The organism is Streptomyces sp. NPDC127098, assembly GCF_042722465.1.
Lineage (GTDB): Bacteria > Actinomycetota > Actinomycetes > Streptomycetales > Streptomycetaceae > Streptomyces > Streptomyces millisiae.
Window position 1 is genome coordinate 55,997 of sequence record NZ_JBHXFJ010000020.1, and the last position, 19,990, is coordinate 75,986.

General features: G+C 73.5%; 11 protein-coding genes. All 11 read right to left on the reverse strand.

Annotated elements, in window-relative coordinates:
- Position 1: 1 nt before the first annotated feature.
- A complete protein-coding gene (locus ACFWI8_RS15460; protein ID WP_387090781.1) occupies positions 2 to 925 on the reverse strand; it encodes an LLM class F420-dependent oxidoreductase in 924 nt (307 codons plus the stop codon).
- A gap of 613 nt (positions 926 to 1,538) precedes the next feature.
- A complete protein-coding gene (locus tag ACFWI8_RS15465) occupies positions 1,539 to 2,231 on the reverse strand; it encodes a hypothetical protein (protein WP_387090783.1) in 693 nt (230 codons plus the stop codon).
- Positions 2,228 to 3,433, reverse strand: a complete 1,206-nt coding sequence (locus tag ACFWI8_RS15470) for a type VII secretion protein EccE (RefSeq protein WP_387090786.1) — start codon at positions 3,431 to 3,433, stop codon at positions 2,228 to 2,230. The genes ACFWI8_RS15465 and ACFWI8_RS15470 overlap by 4 nt, the downstream gene beginning before the upstream one ends.
- Complete coding sequence (gene eccB, locus ACFWI8_RS15475) at positions 3,430 to 4,836, reverse strand: type VII secretion protein EccB (RefSeq protein WP_387090789.1); 1,407 nt, start codon at positions 4,834 to 4,836, stop codon at positions 3,430 to 3,432. The genes ACFWI8_RS15470 and eccB overlap by 4 nt, the downstream gene beginning before the upstream one ends.
- On the reverse strand, positions 4,837 to 6,261 hold the full coding sequence (locus ACFWI8_RS15480) for a S8 family serine peptidase (protein ID WP_387090792.1): 1,425 nt from the start codon (positions 6,259 to 6,261) through the stop codon (positions 4,837 to 4,839).
- 12 nt (positions 6,262 to 6,273) lie between these two features.
- Positions 6,274 to 7,737, reverse strand: a complete 1,464-nt coding sequence (eccD, locus tag ACFWI8_RS15485; protein WP_387090794.1) for a type VII secretion integral membrane protein EccD — start codon at positions 7,735 to 7,737, stop codon at positions 6,274 to 6,276.
- On the reverse strand, positions 7,734 to 11,744 hold the full coding sequence (gene eccCa, locus ACFWI8_RS15490; protein ID WP_387090797.1) for a type VII secretion protein EccCa: 4,011 nt from the start codon (positions 11,742 to 11,744) through the stop codon (positions 7,734 to 7,736). Before eccCa ends, eccD begins: the two co-directional genes overlap by 4 nt.
- Positions 11,745 to 11,943: 199 nt before the next feature.
- Positions 11,944 to 14,361: a hypothetical protein gene (locus tag ACFWI8_RS15495; protein WP_387090799.1), complete on the reverse strand. Its 2,418-nt coding sequence runs from the start codon at positions 14,359 to 14,361 to the stop codon at positions 11,944 to 11,946.
- Between the two features lie 124 nt (positions 14,362 to 14,485).
- Positions 14,486 to 16,990: a hypothetical protein gene (locus ACFWI8_RS15500; protein WP_387090801.1), complete on the reverse strand. Its 2,505-nt coding sequence runs from the start codon at positions 16,988 to 16,990 to the stop codon at positions 14,486 to 14,488.
- Positions 16,991 to 17,039: 49 nt separating this feature from the next.
- Positions 17,040 to 19,490: a hypothetical protein gene (locus tag ACFWI8_RS15505; RefSeq protein ID WP_387090803.1), complete on the reverse strand. Its 2,451-nt coding sequence runs from the start codon at positions 19,488 to 19,490 to the stop codon at positions 17,040 to 17,042.
- Between the two features lie 97 nt (positions 19,491 to 19,587).
- Positions 19,588 to 19,947, reverse strand: a complete 360-nt coding sequence (locus tag ACFWI8_RS15510; RefSeq protein WP_387090805.1) for a hypothetical protein — start codon at positions 19,945 to 19,947, stop codon at positions 19,588 to 19,590.
- Positions 19,948 to 19,990 lie beyond the last annotated feature (43 nt).

The following is a 19,990-nucleotide window of genomic DNA, read 5'->3' on the forward strand; positions in this document are numbered from 1 at the left end:
GTCAGCCCAGCTGGGGCGCGACCTGCGAGGCGATCACGTCCAGGTGGTCCAGGTCGGACAGGTCGAGGATCTGGAAGTAGAACCGGCTGGCGCCCGTCTCGGCGTAGCGGCCGATCTTGTCCACCACCTCGGCCGGGGTGCCGGCCAGACCGTTGCGCTTGAGCTCGTCCACCTCCCGGCCGATCGCGGCGGCACGGCGCGCTACCTCGACGTCGTCCTTGCCCACGCACGCCACCAGGGCGTTCGAGTAGACGAGGTCGTCCGGCTTGCGCCCGGCCTCCTCGGCGGCCCGCCGCACCCGCTCGAACTGCGCTGCGCTGTCCTCGACCGAGGCGAACGGGATGTTGAACTCGTCCGCGTAACGGGCGGCCAACGCCGGGGTGCGCTGCTTGCCCATGCCGCCCACCAGGATCGGCAGCTTCTCCTGCGCCGGCTTCGGCAGCGCGGGCGAGTCCGCCAGCTGGTAGTAGGTGCCGTCGTAGGAGAACGTCTCGCCCTCCGGCGTGCCGAACAGGCCCGTCACGATGGCCAGCTGCTCCTCAAGGCGCGGAAACTTCTCGGCCGGGAACGGGATGCCGTACGCCGTGTGCTCGGCGGCGAACCAGCCGGCGCCGAGACCGAGTTCCACCCGACCGCCGGACATGGCGTCGACCTGGGCCACCTGGATGGCGAGCACGCCGGGCAGCCGGAAGGTGGCCGCGGTCATCAGGGTGCCGAGCCGGATCCTGCTGGTCTCGCGGGCCAGACCGGCCAGCGTCAACCACGCGTCCGTCGGGCCCGGCAGGCCGCTCACCTCACCCATCTTCAGGTAGTGGTCGGACCGGAAGAAGGCGTCGAAGCGGAGGTCCTCCGCGGCCTTGGCGACGGAGAGGAGGGTGTCGTAGGAGGCGCCTTGCTGGGGCTCGGTGAAGATACGGAGATCCATGCGGGCATTCTCTCCCGGCGACGATGCGGCGCCGGCCGCGCCCGGCACTCGCGCCGGGTTTGTCCCCCCCACCCACCCGCGCTTTCGCTCCGCGCGGGTGGGCGACGGTCGCGCCACCCGGCGCGCCAGACGCTCCGCGCCGGGTCGTCCCCCCACCCACCCGCCCTTTTCGCGCTCCGCGCCGGAAGGCGGACCGCGCTGCGCGCGGTAAGCGGCCTGCTGCGCCGCCGGGTGCCGTTGGCGCTTCGCGCCGGGCTTTCCCCGCCCACCCGCCCCTTTCCGCGCTTCGCGCGGGGGTGGTGGGCCGGACCGCGCGCTGCGCGCGGTGAGCGGCCCGGTAGGGCACGGTGCGGCTACGCCACCGTTCGGCCCCCGCCCACCCGCCCTTTTCCGCGCTCCGCGCGGGGGGCCTGACCGCGCTGCGCGCGGTACGAGGCCGGGCAGGGCCGTGGGCCCGCGGCGGCTACGCCGCCGGGCCTCGCGGCCCCCGCCGCGCGACGACCCGCCAAGGGCGGGTGGGTGGGCGCGGCGCGGCCGCAGGCCCGACCTCGGCGGCTGCGCCGCCTGGTCGGGCCTGCGGGCCGGCGGCCAACGCCAAGCGCAGCGAAACCGCCTAGGCCAAGCGTCCAGCGGGACGGCCGGGGGTGAGGAGTGCCGTTTCGCCCGGGGAGATGTCGGGGCGGAGGATCTCCGTCCCGGCCGCGCGGAAGAGCGCGATCTCGCCGGGTGCGAGGCCCGCCGTCAGGCGGGCGGCGTCGGCGCCGAGGACCCGTTCGACGGGCTCCGCGAAGTTCGCGTCCAGTGCGAGGACCGCGTCGGCGGCCAGCCAGAACGCCGAGCGGCGCGGCGCGTTGCGCGCCACGTGCAGCACGGTGCGCCAGGGGCCCGCCGCCAGGGCGACGTGCGGCGCGCGGCGCAGGTCGCAGACGAGGGCCTGCGGCCCGTCGGCGACCGTCGGTGGCGCCGGGGGGCGCGGCGGCCAGGCCGGGATCGTGTCGTGGACCGAGAGCCGGTCGCCGGCGGCCGCCGCCACGCCCGCCCAGTGGTCGGGGCCCCGGGTCGCGGCCGTGACCTGCGCGCCGACCGCCAGCAGGCGGAGCGCGAAGAGCCGGCCGAAGAGCGACTCGCCGAGGACGCCGATCCGGGTGCCGGCCGGTCCCGGCGCGGGCAGCGCGACCGGCTGTCCCGCCCGGTCGGTGCCGAGGTGGATGCCGGTGTAGGCCGGGACGAGGCGGCAGTCGGCGTCGGTCTGCTGCTCGTCGGGCCAGCGCGTGGCGGGCAGGCCCGCCAGGTCGGGAAGCGTCATCGGGTCCTGGCCTCTCCGGTCGTCACGAAGCCGGTCGCCTCCACCAGGGAGCGGGCCGGGTAGGCCACCGGCAGGGTGGCGAGCAGCCCGGCGGCCTGGTCGGCGGCTGGCGGTCCCACGATGCCGGCCTGGATCAGCCGGTCGCGTTCGGCGGCGGCGTGCTGGGCCATGGTGCTGACCACGCGGACCGCCGTCCGCACCGTCAGGCCGGCGCCGTCCCTGGTGAGGGTGGCGGCGGTGACCACCCGGTCGGCGGTGCAGGTGGCGAGCGAGCCGAGCAGCCGTGACCAGTCGGCCTGGTTGGCGACCTCGGCCGTGACGGTGCAGTGGGTGGCCGCGTTGCCGGCCCAACTGCCGGGGATCGCGCGCCCCTCGGCCGAGGTGTCGCCGATCCCCCGCAGCAGGTCCCGGACCTGGTCCGGGCCGAGCGGCGTGCTCGGCACGCCGTGGGCGGCCAGCCTGGCCCGGATCCGGGCGGTGGCGGCGGCCACCGCGGCGCGTGCCCCGGCCGCGCCGCCGCCGCGGCGCTCGGCCGCCTCGGGCGCGTCGAACGGTTCGTAGCGCAGCACCAGCCAGGAGCGCACGGCGACCGGGCGTCCGCCGAACGGGAGTTGGCGGTAGGCGATGGTGGGCTGGTAGCGGTAGTGGAAGTCCCAGGGCGGGAGCCCGAACTGTTCGACGACGAGCTGCGCGGCGGCCGGTCGTGCCGGGTCCTCGTCCAGCCAGCGGGCGACGGCCGCGGCCGGCAGCGAGGGCAGCGCGCCGCCGGGGAACTCGACGATCGCGGCGTGGCCGCGGCCGTCGGCGAGCACGCCGAGCTCGGCGGCGCCGCCGCTGCCGGCGCCGTTGCGGTCGGCGAACCCGGCGATGTCCAGGGTCGGCAGCAGGGCCCCGGCGAGGCCCAGGTCGGTCTCCTCCCCGGTCGGCGCCGGGTCGCCGGTGGGGGCGAGCGCGTCGCGGCGCAGCCGGTCGAGCAGCAACCGGTCGGCCCACTCGCCACGCCGCCGCAGCAGCGATCCGGTGACGACGAGCGCGCCGGCGCCGGCGAGCCCGTAGCCCCAGGGCCCCTGGAACGCGACGCCGGTCGCGAGGCAGCCGAGGCCGGTCTCGACCGCGACGAGCCTGGCGCGGCCGAAGCGGAGGGCCCGCCGGGGTTGGGCGGTCGGGGCGGCGCGGTCGGGGCGGCGTCTTCTGGGGCTCACCGCTGCTCTCCGTTCTGCTCGCGGGTGGCCGCCTGCGGGTCGAGTACCGGGCCGTTCGGCAGCAGGTCGGTGAACGCGCTGGGCAGGGACGGCGCTTCGTCCGGCGCGTAGCCGAGCCGCTCCACCGCGTCCGGGGTGGAGAAGGGGTAGGCCGCGCCGCTGTCGGTGACCAGCGTGTAGGTGCCGCCGGTGCCGGCCGAGGTGGTGGCCCTGACCACGGCGCCCGAGCCGGCCGGCACGTAGATCTCGTCGAGCAGGCCGAGCCTGCCGCCCTGGTAGCCGGTCACCGGGCGGACGTCGGCGGGGTCGGGCATGGTCGCGGGCAGGTGGACGGTGGCCTGCCAGGGCGCGTCGCCCGGCTGGCCGCCGGGCGGGGTGCTGATGCAGACGGGCTGGTTGCGGCCCGGCTCGTTGGCGGCGAGCAGTTGGTCGGGCCAGGCGGGGTCGCCGGGCGCGTTGCCGTCGGAGCGTGGGGCGCGGGCCGCGTCGGTGGCGCTGATCTGGTGGTCGGTCTCCGCGGCGCCGCTCAGCAGGGCGTAGACCAGTGGCGAGATGGAGACCAGGCCGTCCGACCTGACCAGGTGGTACTGCGCGTTGATGCTGCCCTCGGTGTGGGCGATGTCGCCGACCCGGGCGTCGAACGGCAGTGGGACGTCCGGCTGGGCGCCGGCGTCGGCGCCGAGGTCGGGGATGGTGAGGGCCGGGCCCTCCGGCAGGGTCGCGATGATCTGGTGCGGCAGCTGCACCTGTTCGACGCTCTGCAGGCCGACCAGGTCGCGGATGTTCTCGCTGAGCGAGTAGCGGCGGCCCTCGGTGAGCAGCCAGAGCCGCTGGTCCTCGTCCTGGGCGAGCACGGTGGCGCCGCCCCGGGGGTCGTAACCGCCGGGCGGGGCGACGCCCGGCACCGAGACGTAGAGCGCGGTGGCGGTCGGGGTGCCGCCGGTCTCGGACGGCACGACGCACAGCGTCCAGTCGCCGTCGACGAGGTCGTCGGCGTCGGGCAGTGCGTCGGGGGCGCCGGGGATGCCGACGGGCAGGCCGCGCGGCGCGTCGTCCAGGACGGACTGCCTGACCTCGGTGACCTCGCCGCCGCCGACGAGCATCGCGGAGGCGAGGTTGAGCGCCGGGTGCACGACGCCGTCGGTGACGACGTAGCGGTCGCCGCTGTCGCCCACCACGACGGCGCCGGTGCCGGGGAGCGAAGGGCCGCGGCCGCCGCCGAGCCAGCCGGCGATACCGAAGCCGGCCATGATCAGGATGCCGATGGCGAGGCCGCCGCCGACGGAGCGGTTGAGCCGGCGGCGTGGGTCGAGCCGTGCCTCGTCGGCGCCCCGGATGAGGCTGGTGGTCCTGCGGCGGTTCTCGTAGGCGTACGCCTCCGCCTGCTCGCGTGTGGTGGCCATCTAACGTGTCCGGTTCCGGGAGGGGTGGGCGGAGCTCGTGGTGGACGGCGACTCGCTGCCGTCGAGCCAGTCGAGCCGGCCGGGCTGGGGGCGCCTCCCAGCGTTGGCTGGGGGAAGGTTCGCGGGTCTTTCGGTGCCGGGTGCCGGCCGTGGGTCGGGTCCGGCGCGCCAGCCGCGCGCGGCGGCCCGGCGGACGGCGGGCGCCGCGGCGAGGCCGAGGACCACGGCGAGCAGCAGCCCGCCGCTCCAGGCCAGCGCGGTGGCCGCGGTGGCGGAGAGCAGCGGTTCGCTGGTGGGGATGGGCTGCACGGGGATGTGCCCGGGTGGCGCCGCCTCCCCGGCGCTGTCCGTGTCGCCGCTGAGGTGGGTGAGGGCGCCGAAGGGGTCGACGATGCCGGCTCCGGTGCGGTCGTTGACGCCGCCGCCGACCTGGGTGGCGGACTCGGTGAGCCGCCGGGCGACCTCGGCGGCCGGCAGGTCGGGGAAGCGGGAGAGGACGAGCGCGGCGGCGCCCGACACCTGGGCGGCGGCGAAGCTGGTGCCGGACTCGACGCGGTAGCCGGAGCCCTCGGGGGCGACCACGGCCATCTCCTCGCCGTAGCCGGCCAGGTCGACCCAGGGTCCGGCGTTGGAGACGTCCATCGGCTGGCCGTCGTTGCCCACCGCGCCGACGGCGAGCACGCCGTCGTAGGCGGCCGGGTACATGTGGCCGCCGCTGACGCCCTGGTTGCCCTCGTTGCCGGCGGCCGCGACCACGACGACGTCCTCGGCGACCGCGCGGGCCACGGCCTCGCGGATCGGCTCGTAGTCGGTGGGGAGGGCGAAGGAGAGGTTGAGCACCCGGGCGCCGGAGTCGACGGCGTCCCCGATGGCCGCGGCGATGGTGCCCACGGTGGCCCGCTCGATGCCGCCGGCGACGCGCACGGGGTAGACGGTGGCGGCCGGCGCGACGCCGGCCATCCGGTCGCCCTCGGCGCGGCGGGCGGCGATCAGCCCGGCCACGGCGGTGCCGTGGCCCTCGCAGTCCTCCTGCGCGGCCGGGGTGGTGCGGTCGAACTCCCGCTCGTCGTTGACCCCCTCGTAGGTGCTGCCGCGCCGCACCGCGCCGTCCAAGTCCGGGTGCTCGGCGTCGACGCCGGAGTCCACGACGGCGACGAGCACGCCGGAGCCGGTGGCCAGGTCCCAAGCCTGCCGCAGCCCGAGCTGGTCGATCAGCGGATAGGACCCCGCGCCGTCCGGCAGCTCCGTGCCGGGCGCCCGCGTCCGGCACGCCTCCACGGCCGCGGCCGGCTGGGCCACGACGAGCTGCGCGAGCAACAGCGCGGCGAGGCCGCCGACGAGCCAGGCTCCCCCCCGGGGCCGCCGCCGCGAGCGCGCCGCGTGGGCGCGCGCCCGGCGCGCCCCCCTCACTGCCGTGTCAGCCAACGCCGTGCCCCCTCAGACCCGCAGGTTGAGGAGGGCGCTGTAGACCTCCCACACGGCCAGGCACAGCGGGATGACGGCGAGCAGCAGGACGGACTCCAGCAGGTCGAGGCCGCGGGAGAGCCTGGGGTTGGCGCGGAACCGGCCGGCGGAGACGGCGACGCCGCCGGCGATCAGCGCCACCAGCAGGGCCACCGGGAGCGCGACGCCGAGCAGCGGCAGCCGCTCGCCGACGCGGTCGGTCAGCAGGAACGCGGCGGCGCCGGCCACCGTCACCAGGCCGGTGGCGAGCGGGATCGCGGCCTGTGCCGTCTCCCGGAAGAGCCGGGCCCGCATCAGGGTCAGGGCGAGCAGCACGCCGCCCAGCACGCTCGACCACAGCTCGCCTGAGCCGAACAGCACCAGCGTGCCGGCGGCCGTGACGAGGTGGCTGCCGACCAGCATGCCGACCAGCAGCCGGCGGGCCCTGGCGATCCGCTCCCGCAGCCGGTCGTGTTCCAGCTGGCTGGGCAGCGCCTCCAGGTCCTCGGCCGAGGCGGCCACCTGGGGGGCGGGGATGCGGGCGACCCGCAGCGCGACCGTGGGCCACAGGGTGGTCAGGGCCAGCGCGAGCGGGGCCGCGACGGCGGCGGCGCGGGCCGGGTGCACGTCCCAGACGGCGCAGATCAGCGCGCCGGTGGCGGCCAGTGGCCCGGCCACCACGAGGGCCGTGAAGGTGCCGTCGCCGCCGCCGACGAGCACCGGGCCGAGCGCCCCGATCACGGCGAGCACGGCGCAGGCGAGCAGCAGGTGTCCGGCGGTGAAACCGGCGACGGTGCCCTGCTCGGTGCCGAGCAGCCGGACGGCGCCGAGCATGGCCGGCGGGGCGGCGAGCACGGCCGCGAAGGTGCCGGCCTCCCGGTCGCCGAAGGCACGTGACATCAGGACGCCGACCAGCAGCGTGAGGGCCGCGGTGGCCAGGCCGAGCCAGCCGGGCAGCCGGTCGGGCGCCTCGGCGAGGGCGGCGCAGGCCGCGAGGACGCCGACGGCGGCGAGCGTGCCGGCGGCCCTTCGGGTGGCGGCCGGCGGCCAGCCGACGGGTCCCGCGGCGGCGCCGATGACCTCGGTGACGTCGTCGTAGAGCGGCGGGGTGGTGTCGTCGGTGCCGTGTCCGACGAAGAGCAGGTCGCCCTCGTGGACGCCCTGCGCGGCGAGCGACGCGGCCGGGTCGAGCCGGGTGCCGTCGGCCCGGCGCAGCACCCAGCCACCATGCCGGACGCCGCCGTCCTGGGTCGGGTCCTCGCCGGCGTGCCGCAGCAGGGTGGGCATCAGGCGGGCCAGCGGGACGCCGGCCGGGACCGCGAGGTCGGCGCGGCTCGCGGGCCCGGCGACGCCGATGCGCACGAACTCGGCGGCGCCGGCTGTGACCGGGGCCGTGCCGGCCGTCGCCGTGGCCGTGGCCGTGGCCGGTGGAGTCGGCTGGGTGAGGCTGCCGCTCATGGGGTGGTCCTCGGGGCTTGGTCGGAGGCGGACGGGGTGGCGTGGGGGGAGTCGGCGCGGATGAGCTGGACGGGCACGTTGCCCAGCCTGCGGTGGGTGAGCAGGGCGCGGCCCTTCTTGCGCTGGGCCGGCTTGAAGCCCCAGATCGGCATCTCGTCCTTGGGGATGCTCAGCAGCGCGCCCGGCACGTTGAGCTCCTTGAGCCGGCTGAGGACGGGGTCGACGACGGCGCGTGAGGCGCCGCCCGCCTGCCGGGTGACGTACAGGTGGAGGCCGATGCCCCTGGCGTGCGGCAGGAAGTCGAGGAGCGACTTGAGGGGGTTGCCGCGGCTGGTGGACACCAGGTCGTAGTCGTCGACGAGGAGGTAGATCTCGGGGCCCGTCCACCAGGAGCGGTCGCGGAGTTGCTCGGGGGTGACGTCGGTGCCGGGGATCCGCTTCTTGAGGCCCTCGGCGAGGCCGCCGACGACCTCGACGGACCGCTCGTGGGTGGTGGAGTAGCCCAGCAGGTGGGGCCCGTCGAACTCGCGGAGCATCGTCATCCGGTGGTCGAGGACGATCAGCCGCGCCTGCTCGGGGGTGTAGGTGTCGACGACCTGTCGGGCGACGGCCCGCAGCAGCGAGGTCTTGCCGGACTCGGTGTCGCCGATGGCGATGAGGCCGGCGTCCTCGCCGGGGGTGAACACGACGGGTTCGAGGCGGTTGCCCTCGATGGCGACGGTGACGCCCCTCGTCTCGGCGGCGGCCGGCGGCAGTTCGGCGAGCGGGTAGCTGACGGGCAGCAGCCGCACCCGGGGGGCGACGGGCCCCTGCCAGGCGTCGGTGACGCGGCGCACCAGGTCGCCGACGCCGTCGGAAAGGCCGGTGTCGGAGCGGACGCCGTCGACGCGGGGCACGGCGAGCAGGAAGTGCATCGAGTCGCTGGTGATGCCGCGGCCCGGGCGGCCGGCGGGGATGGTGCGTTGGGCCTTGCGGTCCATCTCGGAGTCGAGCGCGTCGCCGAGCTTGAGCTCGATCTTGGTACCGATCATGTCGCGCATGCCCATGCGCATGTCCAGCCAGCGGTTGCCGGTGACGACGAGGTGGATGCCGTAGGTGAGCATGCGGCCCGCGGTGGCCATCAGGGTGGCCTCGAGATCGGGGTAGCTCTGCCGCAGCACGGCCCAGCCGTCGACGACGAGGAAGACATCCCCGAAGGGGTCCTCGACACGGCCCTCGGCGCGGGCGGCGCGGTAGGCGGCCATCGACTCGACGCCGGACTCCCGGAACCTGGTCTCGCGGCTCTCCAGCAGTTCGAGCACCTCGGCGACGGTGCGGTTGACGACCTCGGCGTCGAGCCGCCCGGCGACGCCGCCGACGTGTGGCAGGCCGGCGAACGGGAACAGCGTGCCGCTGAAGTCCAGGCAGTAGAACTGGACTTCCTCCGGGGTGTGGCGGAGCGCGAGCGAGGCGAGGAGGGAGCGCACGCCGGTGGACTTGCCGCTGTGCGGGCCGCCGACGATGGCGACGTGGCCGCCGGCGCCGGTGAGGTCGATCTCGAACGGGTCGCGCCGCTGGTGGTAGGGGCGGTCCACGACGCCGACGACGCCGGTGAGCGGCGGCCTGGCCGGGGAGCTGCCGAAGCCGCGGCCGGTCCTGACGGCGAGGTCGCCGAGGAGCCGGTCGAGCGGCTCGGGCTCATCGAGCGGCGGCAGCCACACCTGGTGGGCCTGCGGCCCGTGTCCCGTCATCTGCTCCACCATCACGCCGAGCACGGTGGGGCCGAGGTCCTCGCCCTCGTCGAACTCGTCGGCGCGCGGCTGGGGTTCCGGCTCCGGGGGCTGCTCCTCGGCCGGCACCGGGACGTAGCCGGCGGGGAACGGGCGGATGTTGATGCCGCCGCCGAGCGCGGCGCCCGAGCTGTCGTCGCCGGTGCGGTAGGGGCCCGAGACGTAGGCGGCGCGGAACCGCTTGAGGGTGGCCGTGTCGGTCCTGAGGTAGCCGTGTCCCGGGGCGCTCGGCAGGTGGTTGGCGTCGGGCACGCCGATGGCGGTGCGGCTCTCGGACTCGGAGAAGGTGCGCAGGCCGATGCGGTACGAGAGGTGGGCCTCGAGTCCGCGCAGCCGGCCCTCGTCGAGGCGCTGCGAGGCCAGCAGCAGGTGCAGTCCGAGCGACCGCCCCAGCCGGCCGATCTGGACGAAGAGGTCGGCGAAGTCGGGCTTCTGGGCGAGGAGTTCGGAGAACTCGTCGACGACGATGAAGAGGCTGGGCAGCGGGGGGAGGTTGGCGCCGCGCTGCCGGGCGCGGTCGTAGTCGCGGATGGAGACGAGGTTGCCGGCGTCGCGCAGCACCTCCTGCCGGCGGTTCATCTCGCCGGAGAGCGCCTCCCGCATGCGGTCGACCAGGGTGAGGTCGTCCTCCAGGTTGGTGATGACGGCGGCGACGTGCGGGAGTTCCGACATGCCGGCGAAGGTGGCGCCGCCCTTGAAGTCGACCAGCACCAGGTTGAGTTGGTCGGAGGCGTGGGTGGTGGCCATGCCGAGCACCAGGGTGCGCAGCAGCTCGGACTTGCCGGATCCGGTGGCGCCGACCAGCAGGCCGTGCGGGCCCATGCCGTTCTGCGCGGACTCCTTGATGTCGAGGTCGAGGACGCCGCCGTCGGCGGAGACGCCGATCGGCGTGCGGAGTCGGTCGCGCATCGGGCGGGGGCGCCACAGGCCGTCCAGGTCGAGCCGGCCCGGGTCGGCTATGTGCAGCAGGCTGGGCAGCGTGTTGACGGTGGTGGTCAGGTCCTCGGAGTCGCCCGCGGCGGGGGCGGCGTCGGCGCGGAACCTGGCGAGCTCGCGGGCGAGCGCGTCGGCCTCGGGCTCGGAGAGCCCGTCGGCGGTGCCGAGTTCGTCCCGCAGTTCGCCGGCGAGGACGGCGAGCCGGCCTTCGGTGATGCCGAGCCGGACGCCGTGTGCCTCGGTGAGGGCGGCGGCGCGGCCGTCGACGTCGAGCACGGTGACGCCCTGCATGCCGTTGGGGTCGAGCAGCGCCTCGCCGCCGGTGACCAGGCCGCCGTCCACGACGACCAGCAGGTGCGGCAGGTCGGGGTCGGGCTCGGCGTCACGGTTGAAGCGGGTGCGGCGGGTGAGTTCGGCGCCCAGCCAGTCCTCCAGCACCGCGAGGCTGGGGTGCATCATCCGCACCGGCCCGACGTGGTCCTTCTCCTCCGGGTGGTGGGTGTGCGGCAGCCACTTGAGCCAGCCCCAGCGGGGGCCCTCGATGTCGGGCGCGCACAGCAGCACCCGCAGGTCCTTGGGCGAGTGGAAGGTGACGGCGTGCGCGATGACGGCCCGGAACAGCGCGCGGGCCTCGTCGCGGTCGCCGGTGCCGGTGACGGAGAGGGCGGCGAAGCGGCGGAGCGCGACCTGCACGGGCAGGTCGGGGACGACGGAGTGGGCCTCGATGAACCGCTTGAGCGCCACCGCGGAGAGCGGGTCGAGGTCCTCCACCGGGGCCGACTCGCCCGGCACCAGCGGGGTGGCGAGGTAGCGGGGCCCGCGGCCGACCCGGACCACGCCGAAGTCGGGGTCGGTGCTGCGACGTTCCCACAGCCGGCGGCTGCCGACCACCGACCACAGGGCGCCGGGCGCCGGCGCGCTCCACTCCAGGGCCTCGCGCTGGGCCTGCGCGGTGCGGCGCACCTCGGTCCTGGTGCGCTCCAGGTACCGCAGGTACTCGTGCCGGTCGTTGCGCGCCTGGCTCTTGGCCGTGCCGCGCTGGCGCACCACCGAGCCGACGACCATGGCCAGGCAGGAGACGAGGAACATGGTGCCGACGATGTATCCGATGGGTCCGCGGCCCATGGTGAGCATGTAGAGGACGGAGCCGAGCCCGCTGAGCGCGGGCAGGGCGGTCATCCAGAGGTTGCCGTCCTCGGGCTTGGGCAGTTGGGGTGGGGCCTTCAGCACCAGCTCGATCGAAGGCGCCGCGGGCTGTGGTGCGCGCGCCGGTCGTCGGAACACGGTGGTCGGGCTGGTCACGGTCGTCCTTGCCTCTCGGGCCGGTCATCGCGGGCGCCGGAAATCCGCCCCATCGTAGGCGAGTTCCGGACACGGGCACGGTGGCGGTCGAACGACCCCCCGTCGCCCGTCACGTGCCCGGCTCAGATTGCATCCGCGATCACGACGAAGGCTAGGGGTGCTGTGTACCAGGCAGGTATCAGTTCTGTCCCGGTCGGGCTCAGCCGACGGTCTCCTTGTACCCCTGGTCCAACTGGTCCGCGTACCAGTCGTATCGACCCGAGACATCCGCGACCTCCCGGTGCAGGTCGGACTCGTCGACGTCGGGGTCGGTGCCGGGGTCGCGCAGCTCGGTGCCGCCGAGCCCGTTGTAGTCGGCGGCGATCGCGGCCCTGGCGACTACGGTCTCGCTGACCCAGTCGCCGTACTGCAAAGAGTCGAGGCGGGCGTTCTCTGCCGCGACGGCCGGGTCCGGCTGGGAGTAGCGGTACATCTCGCCGAGCCCGTAGGCGCCGGCCCTGATGGCCACCTTGGCGGGCAGGGGGGCGACCAGGTCGCGGACGACGGCGCCGGCCTGGCCGATGGCGGTGACGGCGGACGCCTGCTGCCGGTTCTCGTTGCCGACCGACGCGACGGAGTTCTGGGCGTTCTCGACGGTGCCGGCGATGCGCCCGATGCCCTCGAACGCGGAGCCCTGGTCGTGCTGGACCTCGGGGTCGCGGGTGAAGGCGTTGTAGGCGGTGACCTCCTGCCAGGAGGTGACGCCGTCGAGGAAGTCCTGGCTGGCGCTCCGCTCGCCCCGCAGCAGCATGTCGAACAGGCCCTGCCGGTCGTCGCGGGAGAGCTGGAAGGAGTAGCGGTAGTCGTTGCCGTACAGGTCGCGGTCGGTGCGGGCGTTCGGGTCGTTCGGGTCGGACGGCTCGTCGAAGCCGCTCTCCCTGGACGGCTTGGAGAGCATGTCCATGTACTGGACGGCGGTGTCGCCGATGGCGTTCTGCAGCGCGGAGTGATCGGCGGGGAAGTAGCCGGGCACGCCGCCCGCGAGCACCGCGTCCTGGTGGGCGGGGGCGTCGGTGAGGACGTGGTACGCGGCCTGGACGTAGGCCCTGGCCTCGTCGTTGGTGTGGTCGACGCCGTTCGGGATGGTGGTGCCGGCCCTGATCAGGTCGCCGGCGCCCGAGCTGTCCTCCCAGTGCAGGGAGAGCAGGTTGTCGCGGAACGTGTCGTCGTTCAACAGGTCCGCGGAGGCACCGGTGTTGAGGGACGCGGTGTGCAGCAGGTCCCGGCTGAAGGTGTTGTCGGTGCCCAGGTATTCGTTGTAGGTGCGGAACTGGACGTCGACGGCGGTCCGCGCGAGGTCCTCGGCGAACACGTCGCCTGGCGCCACGGTGGCGGTCGACAACAGGGCGCCGAAGTCGTTGAAGCGGTCGAGGGCCTGCCGGTACTCGGAGTTGCCGATCGGGTAGAGCCCGGTGCCCTCCCGGTAGTCGTAGACGAACTCCCGGATGCCGTCCGGGATCAGCTCCTTGTTCTCCGGGATGGTGATGTCGATGCCGCCGAGTTCGGCCGCGGTGAGCAGGTTGATGCCGTTGGCGACGCGGCGCAGCGCGGTGTTGTCGCCGTCCGGGTCGCGCAGGGCGCCGAGCGCGGCGAGCTGGTCGGCGTCCAGCTGCTCGTAGAACTCCAGCAGGTAGGCGCGTTCCTGGGGGTTGAGGAAGGACAGGGCCTCGCCGCCCGGCTTGTCGGGGTCGGCGAAGACGCCGAGCGCGATGCCGTTCAGCCCCTCGGTGTAGCGCAGCAGCACGTCGGGGTCGGGGTTGTCCTTGGCCAGTTCCTCGGCGATCCGCCGGCCGGCGAAGGTGGCCATCTCCTCGGTGGTGAAGAGGTCGAAGGGGCCGCCGGACAGGTCGTAGCCGAGGTCGCCGAGTTCCTGGCCGAACTCGGCGAGCCTGGTGCGGTACGCCTCGACGGCGTCGGTGATCTCGCCGTCGGTGGTGACGGCGTCCTCGGCGGCGGCGGCGAGGTGCTTCTCGCGGATCTCGTCGGCCAGGGTGCCGGGGAGGCGGTAGACGGGCTGGGCCATGCTGCCGCCCGGCTGGAGGCTGAGGGTGCGGCCGCGGTAGCTGACGTCGAGCGGCACGACGGGCCGGGTGAGGGAGAGTTGGGGCGCCGGCATGGCGGCGACGGCGGTCTCCAGGGCGCCCTGCCAGCCGTTCCACTCGCTGATGGCGGCGCTGACGTGCCGGGTGCGGCCCTCTTCGAGGCCGCCGTCGCCGAGGACGAGGCCGAAGACCTCCTCGTCGGCCTCGATGGCCCGGTTCATGGCGCGCACCAGGTAGCCGACGACCTGGTCGATGTCCTGGCCGTTGCCCTGGAGTCCCCTGGCGGTGGCGTCGATCCGCCCCTCGCCGTCGACCAGTGAGTCGCCGTCGAGGCCGCCGGCGTAGATGCTGGCGTGGGTGGCCTGGGCGGCGAGGTCGCCGGCGTCCGCCGCCTCGCCGGCGGCCCGGGCGTAGACGGCGGCCGTCTCGGCCATGTCCTCCGGCTTGATCTCCTCGGTGAACTCCCGTTGCCTGGTCCAGGGCTTCCTGCCCGCCTTCTCCTCGACCTCGTCCGGCGTGAAGTTGAAGTCAGGCACTCGGTCGTTCCCCCGCTGAGCTTGCCGATCACGGTCGGGACCAACCTGGGCGGAAGGTCGGTCCTGACCGTTTCGGTCGCGTTACGCGAGGTGGAACCGTCCGTGAACGGTGGCAGGTGGCTGGTCAGTTGGCGGTGGCGTCGTTGTAGACGGCGTCGTTGTAGCCCTCGACGAGCGCGTCCCGGTAGGCGTCGTACACGGCGCCCTCCACGTCGAGGGTGGCGCGACGCAGGTCGTCCTGGTCGACGTTGGGCGAGGAGGTGTCCGGCAGCCGGTAGTCGGCCGCGCCGTTGTAGTCGGCCTTGATGGCGGCGTCGGCGACGATGGCCCGCACCGTGTTGTCGCCGAAGTTCACGGCGTCCCACTGGGCCTGCTTGCGTTCCTCGGCGCCGTCCGGCAGGGAGTAGCGCAGCCCCTCGGTGAGGGCGAACCCGGCGATGCTGGTGACGGCGTTGAGCTTGCCCGCGTCCGCCAGGGTGTTGATCACGGAGGCGCCGGTGGCGATGGCGCCGTACGAGGTGAACTGCTGCTTCGAGGTGTCGCTTGCCTCGTCGACCTTCTGCACGTACTGGACGGTGCCCGCCACCCGGCCGATGTCCTCGAAGGTGGAGGACTGCTCGGAGCGGCCGCCGGGCTCGTCGCGCAGGAACGCGTTGTAGGCGGTGACCTCCTGCCAGGCGCCGACCCCGTTGAAGAAGTCCTGCCTGACCGACTCGTCCGTCTTGTTCATCAGCGAGAAGAGGCTGCGCCGGTCGTCGCCGTCGAACTCGAAGGAGTACAGGTAGTCGCGGCCGTGCAGGTTCCGGTCGGTGAAGCGGTCGGCGGCGTTGGGGTCGGCGGGCGCGGAGAACTCGGTCTCGGCGGAGCCCTTGGACAGCATGTCCATGTAGGTGAGCATCGTGTCGCCGACGGCGTCCTGCAGGGCACTGTGGTCGAGCGGCGCGTACTCGGCGATGTTGGGGTTGCCCCGGCCGAGTATCTCGTCGTTGTGTCCCGCCGCGTAGTCGAGCACGTTGAACGCGGCCTGCACGTACGGCCGGGCGGCGGTGCTGTTGCCGTCCACGCCGTCGGGGATGGTGGTGCCGGCGCGCACCACCTCGGCGATGCCGGTGCTGTCCTCCCAGTGCAGGCCGAGCGCGGCCTCGCGGAAGGACTTGTCGTTCAGCAGGTCGGCGCTGAGCCCGTCGTTGAGGGAGACGTTCCGCAGCAGGCCGCTGCTGCCGGTGTTGGCGACGTCCTCGTGGCCGCCGTCGAAGTACTGGTACTCCGTCATCGACTGGATGTCGACGGCCGCGCTGGCCAGGCCGGTGCCGAACCCGTCGCCCGGGGCCACCGAGCCGGTGGACATGAGCGCGCCGAAGCCGTTGAAGTCCCGCAGCGCGTCCTTGAACTCGTCGCCCACGGGGCGGCGGACGGCGGCGTTGGCGAAGCCGTCCACGAAGTCCTCCCGCGCCTCGTAGACGAAGTGCCGCACGCCGGCCGGCAGCGCGGCGCGGCCGGCCTCGGTGGTGGGGTCGAGGCCGCCGATCTCCGGGTTCGTCAGCATGTTGATGCCGTTGGCCACGCGCTGGACGCTGGCGAACTGGAGGCCGGCCTGGCCCGGGTCGAGCCCGGCGGTGTCCTCGGTGAGGTGCCCGAGCCTGGCCAGCTCCTCGGCGTCGAGCTCACCGAGGAACGTCTGCAGGTAGGCGCGTTCGGCCGGGGTGAGGTCCTTGGCCGCCTCCTCCGGGTCGTCCGGGTTGTCGTAGATGCCGCGGGCGACGGAGTCCAGGCCCTCGGTCCAGCGCAGCAGCGCCTCGGGGTCCGGGTGGTCCTTGGCCAGTTCCTCGGAGAGGCGCTGGCCGGCGTAGGTGGCCATCTCGTCGGTGGTCCACAGGCCGAGCGGGCCGTCCGAGAGGTCGTAGCCGAGGGCGCCGAGTTCGACGCCGTACTCGGCCAGCTTGTTCCGGTACGCCTCGATGGCGTCGGTGATCTCGTCGTCGGCGGTGACGGCGTCGTCGGCGGCGTTGCCGAGGTGCTTCTCGCGGATCTCGGTGGCCAGGGACGCGGGGAGGCTGTAGACGGACCGGCTCCAGTCCTGCTCGGGCGCGATGGTGAGCGTCCGGCCGCCGTAGCTGACGTCGATCGACATGATGGGCCGGAGCACGGACGAGTCGCCGAGCGGGTTGGCCGGCACGGCCGCCTCCAGCGCGGACTGCCAGCCGTTCCACTCGTTGACGGCGGCGGTGACGTGCCGGGTGCGGGCCTCCTCCAGGCCGCCGTCGCCCAGCACCAGGTCGAAGACCTCCTCGTCGGCCTGGATGGCACGGTTCATCGAGCGGACGAGGTAGTCCACCACGGAGTCCATGTCCTGGCCATTGCCCTGCAACCCGCGGGCCGTAGCGTCGATCCTGCCGTCCTCGTCAACCAGGGAGGCGCCGTCCAGTCCGCCGGCGTCCGCGCCCACCTCGGTGGCGTGCCGGGCCAGTTCACCGGCCCCGGAGGCCTCGCCGGCGGCGCGCGCGTACACCGCGGCGGTGTCGGCCATGTCGTCCGGCTGGATCTCCGCGGCGAACTCACGCTGTCTGGTCCAGGGCTTGCGGCCGGCCTTCGTCTCGACCTGGGCGCTGGTGAAGTTGAAGTCCGGCAAGGTGGTGCCTTTCTCAGTCCCCGTTGGTGGTACGTCAGTTGGTGGTACGTCAGTTGGCGGTGGCGTCGTTGTAGACGGCGTCGTTGTAGCCCTCGACGAGCGCGTCGCGGTAGTGGTCGTAGGAGGCGCCCTCGACGTCGAGGGTGGCGCGGCGCAGGTCGTCGTGGTCGACGTTGGGTGAGGCGACGTTCGGCAGTTCGTAGTCGCCGGCGCCCCCGTAGTCGGATCTGATGGCGGCGTCGGCGACGATGGCCCGCACCGTGTTGTCGCCGAAGTTGACCGCGTCCCACTGGGCCTGCTTGTGGGCGGCGGCGCCGTCGGGCAGCGTGTAGCGGAGCCCCTCGGTGATGCCGTAGGCGCCGAGTGAGGTGATGGCGTTGCCCTTCCCGAAGTCGATCAGGGTGTTGGCGAGGGAGGCTCCGGTGGAGATCGCGCCGTAGGACGTGAACTGCAGCTTGGAGGAGTCGTCCGCGGTCTCCACCTTCTGCACGTACTGCACGGTGCCCGCGACCCGGCCGATGTCGTGGAAGGTAGAGGACTGTTCGGGGCGGCCGCCCGGCTCGTCGCGCAGGAAGGCGTTGTAGGCGGTGGCCTCCTGCCAGGCGCCGACCCCCTCGAAGAAGTCCTGCCGCACCAGTTCGTCGCCGGAGTTCATCAGCGAGAACAGCGCCCTGCGGTCGTCGCCGTTGAGCTCGAAGGAGTACAGGTAGTCCTTGCCGTGCAGGTTCTCGTCGGTGAACTCCCGCCCGTCGCTTGAGGCGTTGAACTCGGTGCGCTCCGAGCCCTTGGACAGCATGTCCATGTACTCCAGGGCGGTGTCGCCGATGGCGCGCTGCAGGTTGGTGTGGTGCAGCTCCATCGGCCCGTCCTGCGGACCACCCTCGGCGAGGATGTACCGACCGTTGTCGGGGGCGTCGGCGAGCACGTTGAAGGCGGCCTCCACGTACTGCCTGGCCTGCGGGTCGTTGTGGTCCATGCCGTCGGGGATGGAGGTGCCGGCCCGTACCAGGTTGGCGGCGCCGGTGCTGTCCTGCCACCACTGGCCGAGGAACTCGTCCCGGAAGTCGTCGTCGTTGAGCAGCCCGGCGGACGCCTCGGTGTTGCGGGAGACGGTGGTCAGCAGCCCGCTGCTTCCGGTGTTGGGGATCTGCTCGTCGGCGTAGATGCCGAGCGCCTGCTGCACCCCCGACCTGGCCTGGATGTCGAGGGCGGCGTTGGCCAGGTCCCCGGCGAACGCCTCGGAGGGGGCGAGGGTGCCGTGCGACATGATGTCGCCGAAGCCGTTGAAGAGTTGCAGCTCCTCGCGGAAGCCGTCAGCGTCGGTGGTGTCCATCTCGCCGGGCCACATCCGGCCGTTCTCGTAGTCGTAGACGAAGCGGCGGACGATCTCGGGCAGGGCGGCACGGCCCTCCTCGGTGGCCGGGTCGTAGCCGCCGAGCTCGGGGTCGGCCAGCATGGTGATGCCGTTGGCGATGTTCCGCTTGGTCTCGTCCCAGCCCTCGATCTTGGTGCCGAGGGACGCCAGCGTCTCCGGGTCGACGCCCGAGAAGAAGGTGTCCAGGTAGGCCCGCTCCTCCGCGGTGAGGTCGCGCAGCGGGTCGCCCGGGTTGGCGGAGTCGCCGTAGATGGCGTCGACGATGCCGGAGAGCCCCTGGGTGTACATGGCGATCAGCCGCTCGTCGGGGTCCTCCTTGGCCAGCTCCTCCTCCAGCTTGTCGGCGGCGTACTCGGCCTGGCCCTCCGTCGTCCACAGGCCGAGCGGGCCCGCGAGGTCGTAGCCGAGCACCTGGAGTTCGGTGCCGTACTCCATGAGCCGCTGCCGGTAGGCGTCGATGTGGTCGGTGATCTCGTCGTAGGCGTCCTTGGCGCTGTCGGCGGCCCGGCCCAGGTGCTTCTCGCGGATCTCGGCGGCGAGGCTGTCGGGCAGCGAGTAGACGTAGCCGCCGCCTGAGGCGGCCTGGTCGGCGTTGATGGTCCGGCCGTTGTGGGTGACGCTGACCGCGACGGTGCCGGAGACCGCCCCGCTGTCGTTGGCCCGGGTGACGGCGCCCTCCAGCGCGGACTGCCAACCGTTCCACTCGTCGACGGCGTCCCGGAGGTGGTCGGTGTACTTCGTCTCGAGCTTGCCGGGCGCGTGGATCTCGTCCTGGACGTCGGACTCGGCGTCGATGGCCCGGTTCATCGCCTGGACGAGGCGGGTGACGACCTCGTCCATGTCCTCGCCGTTGCCCTGGAGGCCGCGGGCCGTCTCGTCGATCCGCCCCTCACCGTCCACCAGGGAGGCGCCGTCCAGGGCGCCGGAGTCGGCGCCCAACCGGGTGGCCTCCTCGGCCAGCTCCCCGGTGTCGGCGGCCTCGCCCGCGGCACGCGCGTAGACGGCGGCCGTGTCGGCCATGTCCTCCGGGTCTATCTCCTCGGAGAACTCCCTCTGCCTGGTCCATGGCTTCTTCTCACCGGCCTTCCCTTCGACTTCATCTCTCGTGAAATCAAGCTTCGGCACGGCCTGCTCCTTGGACTCAGTTACAGAGGGAGATCACCCTTGAGCTCACTTGCTTTGGTTTGTGAACAACTTCTTACCCGATGGTGAAGCTTTGACGCTAGATGGCGTCCGAAATACCCCGGAAAATGGGGGAGTTGTGCGCCTCGACGGAAGATGCGGCGGCGTTGATCGACGCCTCCGCCCCGCTCTCCATCTCGTCACCGGTGTCGGCGACGACATGGTCGGCGCCGGCCATGTTCTCCCGGCCCTCCGCCGCCCGTGAGACGCCCCGTGACTGCTTGTCACGGGTGCTGATCACCGCGTTGACGAACGCGTCGGCACCGGCGTAGCTGCTGGCGTTCGGGGTGGCCCGATCCAGGTAACGCCGGGTGCTCTCCGCCATGTCGGCGGTCTCGTAACTGCCTCGCGCGGATTCCCGGAAGCCGTCCGGAATGTAGTAAAGGCCGTCACCGGACACTGGTTTCTTCCCTTCCCGTCTCTCCGGCCCAGAAGGGCCGTTG

What these genes read in the sequence shown, in the direction of transcription:
- ACFWI8_RS15460 (WP_387090781.1), bottom strand. Translation starts at nt 925, where the DNA reads ATGGATCTCCGTATCTTCACCGAGCCCCAGCAAGGCGCCTCCTACGAC.
- ACFWI8_RS15465 (WP_387090783.1), bottom strand. Translation starts at nt 2,231, where the DNA reads ATGACGCTTCCCGACCTGGCGGGCCTGCCCGCCACGCGCTGGCCCGAC.
- eccB (WP_387090789.1), bottom strand. Translation starts at nt 4,836, where the DNA reads ATGGCCACCACACGCGAGCAGGCGGAGGCGTACGCCTACGAGAACCGC.
- eccD (WP_387090794.1), bottom strand. Translation starts at nt 7,737, where the DNA reads ATGAGCGGCAGCCTCACCCAGCCGACTCCACCGGCCACGGCCACGGCC.